Origin of the sequence: Rhodococcus sp. P14 (assembly GCF_000256505.1) — a bacterium.
In the GTDB taxonomy this organism is placed as follows: domain Bacteria; phylum Actinomycetota; class Actinomycetes; order Mycobacteriales; family Mycobacteriaceae; genus Rhodococcus; species Rhodococcus ruber.
Window position 1 is genome coordinate 1 of sequence record NZ_AJFC01000145.1, and the last position, 6,636, is coordinate 6,636.

4 protein-coding genes and 1 pseudogene are annotated in these 6,636 nt (G+C 70.7%); 1 reads left to right on the top strand and 4 read right to left on the bottom strand.

Translation table 11 applies throughout. The features are described from left to right. The 4 genes and pseudogenes from OEY_RS28310 to OEY_RS0110925 all read right to left on the bottom strand — a co-directional run. A pseudogene (locus OEY_RS28310) lies at positions 1–215 on the bottom strand (sodium-dependent transporter); the annotation flags it as partial. A 99-nt stretch (positions 216–314) separates the two neighbouring features. Further along, on the bottom strand, positions 315–1,448 hold the full coding sequence (locus tag OEY_RS0110915; RefSeq protein ID WP_010593914.1) for a lysylphosphatidylglycerol synthase transmembrane domain-containing protein: 1,134 nt from the start codon (positions 1,446–1,448) through the stop codon (positions 315–317). Beyond that, positions 1,445–2,872, bottom strand: coding sequence for an HAD-IB family hydrolase (locus OEY_RS0110920; RefSeq protein ID WP_010593915.1), 1,428 nt, complete (start codon positions 2,870–2,872; stop codon positions 1,445–1,447). Before OEY_RS0110920 ends, OEY_RS0110915 begins: the two co-directional genes overlap by 4 nt. Further along, positions 2,869–5,220 (bottom strand): glycerol-3-phosphate 1-O-acyltransferase, encoded by a 2,352-nt coding sequence (locus tag OEY_RS0110925; RefSeq protein WP_010593916.1) that lies wholly within the window; start codon positions 5,218–5,220, stop codon positions 2,869–2,871. The genes OEY_RS0110920 and OEY_RS0110925 overlap by 4 nt, the downstream gene beginning before the upstream one ends. A gap of 170 nt (positions 5,221–5,390) precedes the next feature. Here OEY_RS0110925 and OEY_RS0110930 point away from each other — a divergent pair. Next, positions 5,391–6,636, top strand: a 1,246-nt coding sequence (locus tag OEY_RS0110930) for a bifunctional aminoglycoside phosphotransferase/ATP-binding protein (protein ID WP_010593917.1), incomplete at its 3' end; no start/stop codon positions are given.

Here is a 6,636-nt window from a genome sequence, read left to right on the forward strand (position 1 = left end):
TGCCCGATCGCGTAGTCGACGAACAGCAAGGGAATGCCCGCGGTCAGCAGGGCCACCAGATACGGCACGATGAATGCGCCGCCGCCGTTCTCGTACGCGATGTACGGGAAGCGCCAGATGTTGCCCAGTCCGACCGCCGAGCCGATGGCGGCGAGAATGAACACCGACCGGCCGGACCAGACCTCTCTCGTGCGCACCGCTGCGTCCTCAGTCACTGACGTACCTTTCCTCGGTTTCAGACTGTCGACGCTAGCGCCCGCGGGCCTGCTCCGTGGGTGATCCGGGCGGACGGGCACGGCGTGTCGGAGCGGGGCTCAGTCCTGCCACAGCTTGTCGAGTTCGGGGCCCGGTTCCTCGTCCGGCGGGGCCCCGCGGTAGCGCAGGGCGAAGATCACCCAGCCGATGGCCGCGATCATCAGGAAGCTCACCAGCCGGTACACGACGACCGCGGACAGGGCCTGCGCGCCGGTCATTCCGCTGGCCGTCAGCGCGGGCACGAGCACGGCGTCCATCACGCCGAGTCCAGCCGGCAGGAGGGGGATCGCGCGGCTGGCGGCGGTCCCCGCGGCGTATGCGACGGCGATGCCGGCCAGGCTGGGCTTGCCGCCGATCGCGTACGCGGCGAAGGCGAGGCACGCGCCGTCGCACAGCCAGTTGAACAGCGACCAGCCGAACGCCCGGGCGGCGTGGGTGCGGTCGAGTTGGACCGCCCGCAGCTGAGCCACGATGCGTTTCCAGGCCCGGGCACCGGCCTGTGCCGGCTTCTTGCGCAGGCGGTTGACGCCGCGCAGCGCGATGATGCCGATCGATTCGAATGCATCGGGCCGGCTGGCCGCGTACTGCACGAGCACGACGAACGCCGCGAACCCGCCGAGGGAGAAGATGAGCGAGAACGGGTTGGTGGTGGCGCCCACGAGCAGCGCGCCCACGATGCCGAGCAGTGCCAGTCCTGCCGCCTGCAGCAGACCGGCCATCACGAGCTGCCAGGTGGAGACGACGGGGCTCGCCCCCCACTTGCGCATCTGCCGGTACGTGAAGGTGGTGGCCACCACCGGGCCGCCCGGCAGGGTCACGCTCATCGAGTTCGCGGCGTACGCCACCGACAGGGACTGGCGCTGCGTCACCGTGACCCCGGCCGCGGACAGCAGGGTGCGCTGCACGCGCGCGAAGCTCGACATCTCGGTCAGTGCGGCCAGGATTGCCGCGCCCACCCACCACCAGCGCAGGTCGGAGAGGTTGCTGACGCTGGTCTTCAGCTCCGGCCAGACGAGGACGACCTCGACGGTGAGGACGACGACGAGCACGAGTCCGAGCAGCCACTTGAGGCGCCGGCGCCGGGTCGGCGACATTCCGCCGTTGCCGTTGCCGTTGCCGTTGCCGTTGCCGTGGCCCGGGGTGCGGTCGTGTTCTCCCACGGCCGCGTCCCCGTTCTCACCCGCATCGGTCATGCGGGCCAATTCGCGAGCGTCTTCCGGTACAGGTCCTCCACCTCCGCGACCCGCGCGCCGAGCTCGTCGAGCGTCCAGTCGCTCACGTCGATGGGGTCGAGAACCACCACGTCGACGGTTCCCGGCCGCAGTACCGTGGAGTGCTTCCACAGCACCTCCCCGGCGTTGCGGATCACCACCGGCACGATCGGGACGCCCGCCTGCATGGCGATGTGGAACGCGCCCTTCTTGAACCGGCCGATCTCCGGGGTCAGGGAGCGGGTGCCCTCCGGCGCGATGATCACCGAGGTGCCCTCGCGCAGTGTGTCGACCACGGGACCGAGTGCCGCCTTCGCCTGCTCGGTGTTGGCCCGGTCCACGAACGCGGCCCCGACGAAGCGGAGCACCAGCCCGAACAGCGGGTCGCTCGCCATCTCCTTCTTCGTGACCCCGGTGAAGCTGTGCCGCAGCACCCGCGCCATGATCACCGGATCGAGCTGGCTCTGGTGGTTGAAGATGAAGACCGCGGGACGCTGTGACCAGGCGTTGGCCTCGTTCCGGATGTCGACATCGATGCCGGCGAGGGCCAGCGGGACCTCGCCCGCCAGGGTGGCGATCGAGTCCAGCGCCACCTTCTTGTTGCGGTTGAGCAGGCCGAGGCCGACACCGGTCCACACCGAGCCGAACAGGCCGCCGTACGCGGCGAGGGTGCGGACCACCTCTTTGGTGCCCGGCGTTCCGCGCGGCCTGAATCGCAGGATCGGCCAGCCTTGCGCGGCGGCGGTGCGCTCGAGGTTCCGGTCCGGGTTGGTCGGCGTCGGATTGCCCATCGTGGCGAGGAAGTCGGCGTCCTCGCCCCCGTTGGAATACGTGTAGCTCTGCTCGCGATCGATGTTGTTCGCCTCGGCGAACGCCGCCACGGCCTGCGCTTTGCCGCTGCGCCACAACGACTTTCCGTCCACCCGACCCGTGAGCACCCCGTCGCGCACCTCGAGCGGGCTGAACAGGACGTGCTCGACGCCGAGCGCATCCGCCGTCGCCTGGATCTGGTAGCGCGACGCCGAGGACGCGATCACCACCGTGTGCCCCGCCGCCTGGTGCGCCCGGATGAGCTGCCACGCCTCGGGATAGATGTGGCCGGCGATCGTGGACGCGAACAACCGGCGCCCGATCTCGTACAGCTCGTCCTCGGTGTGCCCGCCCCACGCCTTGAACGCCACCGCGACGAACCGCTCGAAGTCCGCCTCGGTGTCGTGGCCACGCAAACCGTTGAGCATGGTGGCGGCGAGTTCGGCGGCGCCGACCTTCCCGGCGAGCAACCGGTCGCGGAAGAAGTGCAGGCCGGAGAAGCCGTGGACGATCGTGCCGTCGAAATCGAAGAACGCCGCGATCTCCGGACCCTTCGGCCCGGTTCGCACCCGCTCGAGCGCTTCCTCGAGGATCACCGCTCCGCCTTTCTGTTGGATACGTCGAGAGATTCGGCGAGCCGGACCCGCTCACCCACCGCGAGCAGCTGCGCCGCGAACTCCTCCCGTCGCTGCCGGATCTCGTCGCCTCCACGTTCCAGCAGCCCGCGGTTGGCGGCAAGCTGCAGCGCCGTCGCGAACAGTTCCGACGAGACCGACTCGGGCCCGAACAGCCGGCCCTGCAGCAGCATCTGCCGGCCGACGGCGACGCACTCGTCCAGGAACGTCTTGCGGTCGACCTGCAGGGCCGGGTCACGCCGGGCAAGGCGTTCGGCGACGACGAGCTGCGCGTCCAAGAAGGACCGCAGCGCGCGGTGCGCCATGAAGAACCCGGTTTCGAGCAGCGCGGTCAGCGCCAGCTCCACATCCGGCAGGGCGTCACGCCAGGACGGCATCAGCAGGGCGATCTCGTCGCGCATGTCGGCCTCGAACCGGTCCCGGTCGGGGAAGAAGAACTCGAACTTGAGCAGGTCGCGCACCGCCTTGGCCTCCTCCCACGCCGCCCGCACCGGGTCGAGGTCGGGATTGGCGTGCGCGTGGAGGACCGCCAGCTCCATCAGGGCGCGGTTGACGAACCAGTGCACGCCGCTGTTGCGATAGAACGCGGCGACCAGGTGCTGCCCGGGCTGGATCGAGTAGACCGGCTCGTCCCCACCGGCGTAGGTGGTGACGACGCCGGCATCGCTCAGCGCGGACAGGACGTTCTCCAGGCCGCCCTCGACGTCGAGGACGTCGAGTTCGCCCTGCGGTATCCCGCGGGCGTCGATGTACCGGCGGACCGGTGCGATGACCGCCCGCACCTCGTCGAGGGTCAGCGCCCGGTCCCGGACACCGAGCAGGGCGAGCGTGACCAGGCAGTTCACGGTGACCGGGGTGTGGCAGTTGATGCCCACGGCCACCTCGAACGCGACCTTCTGCAGCGCCTTGCGGCTGCGCTCGGTGTATTCGGTCTCGTCCGCGGCGGGTTCGCCGGACAGCTCCGGGTCCCCGCTCGCGGCGAGCTGCGAGCGCATCGACAGCGGTTCCCCGAACCGCACGTACACGTTGCCTGCGCGGCGTCGCTGGTTGCGCGCGTACCTCGCCAGCCAGGCCAGACCCTCGGGCTTCTTCTGGGCGCCGGTCTGTTCGGCCGCGACGGCCGCGACCTCGGCGAGCCCCTCGTAGGTGATGGAGACCGGCACGAGCATCGCGTCCTCCACCCGGCCGCCCCGGATCGCGTTCGCGACGTAGTTGAGCAGGCCGTAGCGGGGCGAGCGGAGTTTGCCGGTGCGGGTGCGGCCCCCCTCGAAGTACCACTCCAGGTTGAACCGCTTCGTCAGCAGATATGCGAAGTACTCCTCCAGCGCCGCCTTGTACACGGCGTCGTCACCGAAGCTGCGACGGATGAACACGGTGCCGGTGCGCCGGGCGATCGGACCGATCGGCCAGAACGTCAGATTGGCGCCACCCATGAGGTGGTTCCGCGGGAAGTCGTTCCGGGCCAGCACGTCGCCGAGCACGAAGGCGTCCGCGTAGGACCGGTGCGACGGCAGGAACACCAGCGGGTAGCGGCGGTTGAGGTCGCGCAGACTCCGCAGCCCCGTTTCATCGGCGTGCACGGTCCACGCCGCGGAGTGCAGCGGCCGCATCATCTCGGTGAACAGGTCCGTCACCAGCCGGGACTGGACGGCGACGAGTTCCCCGAGCGCGGAGGTCGCGCGTGCCCGCACCTCCTCGGGCGCGATGTTGTGCTCGGTGCCGATCGCGTCGAGCCGGCGCCGGAACGACGCCGAATCCATGATCTGCTCCGCCACCAGCTTCGGCACCTTGTACCGGTCGCCGATGACGGCCCGCTCGGCGCGATCGAGACCCACCACCGCGCGGTGGGTCACGAACCGGGCGAACGACTCGGGTGCCGGATCGCCGTCCTCGGCGAGGTGCCGGGACCGCAACTCGCTCAGCCGTGCCGGCTCGGCGAGGACGATCCGGAATCGGTCGGGGGAACGCCCGACCAGCCACTTCTGCAGGAACCGGTTCGGATTGCGCGGGTTGGTCAGCGCCACGATGTCGGAGAACCGGACCCGCCGCTCGCCGTCGCGGGCCTCCGGCAACCACACCACTCCCACGGGCAGCACCAGGGGATCGTCGTCCCGGCCGACGAGATCCTGCGCGAGACGACGTGGGTCGAGGTCCATCTCCTCGACCGGCCCGTCCGCGCGGTACTCTGCCGGCACCTCGTCCGACCGCAGCCAGTGCGAGATCAACCTGCGCTCGATCGGTGTCGTCGTCTCGGTGAGAACCACCGTCGGGTGCCCGCCGATGTCCGAGTCCCGCCCGTTCGTGCTCATGTCTCCCCATTCCCGGATAGTCCGAATGAAACGTACCGCGGATCGGCCGCCCGCTCCGGCGCAACCACACGAGAGACCTTCGGCACTTCTGCCGGCGCGCGATCCGGTCCACGCTGAGGCAAGGTGGGCAACGTACCGAAGTTCGACAGGCTTCATCGGGGAGGAACTCCGTGACCGGCACCGACCGATCCGAACCGGCGTACGCGGCGATCCGGGAGACCCACACCTCCGTGGTGTTCTTCGTCGGGGGCCGCGTGCACAAGCTCAAGAAGCCGCTCGACCTCGGGTTCCTCGACAACCGGACCCGGCAGGCGCGGGAGCGGGCCTGCCACCGTGAGGTCGAACTCAACCGGCGTCTCGCCCCCGACGTCTACCTCGGCGTCGCCGACGTGCACGGGCCCGACGGTCTGGTGTGCGAGCACCTCGTCGAGATGCGCCGGTTGCCCGACGACCGTCGCCTCGCCGCCCTGGTGCAGCGCGGCGAGCCCGTCGCCGCGGTCGTCACCGCCGTCGCGCGGCAGGTCGCCGCCCTGCACGCCGCGTCGCCGCACGAGCCGGCGATCGACCAGTGTGCCACGGCGCAGTTCCTCGGCGGACTGTGGCGGGAGAGCCTGGATCACCTCGACCGGCTGCCCGTCGGGGCGGAGGCGACGGACCTGCTCACCGCGATCCGGGACATGGCCGGCCGCTATCTCGCGGGCCGCGAGCGGTTGCTCGACGAGCGGATCGCCGCGGGGCGCGCCGTCGACGGGCACGGGGATCTGCTCGCCGACGACATCTTCTGCCTCGACGACGGCCCCCGGATCATCGACTGTCTCGAGTTCGACGACCGGTTGCGCTACGGCGACGCCGCTCTCGACATCGCCTTCCTCGCGATGGACCTCGAACGGCTCGGCGGTGAGGCGGCGGCGCGGCAACTGCTGCCCGCCTACGCCGAGTTCTCTGCCGACGCGTTCCCGTCGTCGCTGATGCACCACTACATCGCGTACCGGGCCGTGGTCCGGGCGAAGGTCGCCGCGCTGCGGCACGAGCAGGGCGACGAGCACTCCCGGGGCAGCGCGCTCGCGCTGCTGGACCAGACCCGGCGCAACCTCGATCGGGGCCGCGTCCGGCTCGTCGTCGTCGGGGGTCTGTCCGCCACCGGCAAGACGACCGTGGCGCACCTGGCGGGGCAGCACCTGGGCGCGACCGTGCTGCGCAGCGATGTGGTCCGAAAGGAACTGGCCGGTCTCGCCCCGACCGCCGATGCCACCGCCGCCGTCGGTGCCGGGCTCTACAGCGCCGCCCACACCGACGAGACCTACGACGAGCTGCTGCGCCGCGCCGCCGTCGCCCTCGGTCACGGCGAGTCGGTCGTCCTGGACGCGACGTGGCTCACCGAGCCCCGGCGGGAGGCGGCGCGGGCGGTCGCCGCCG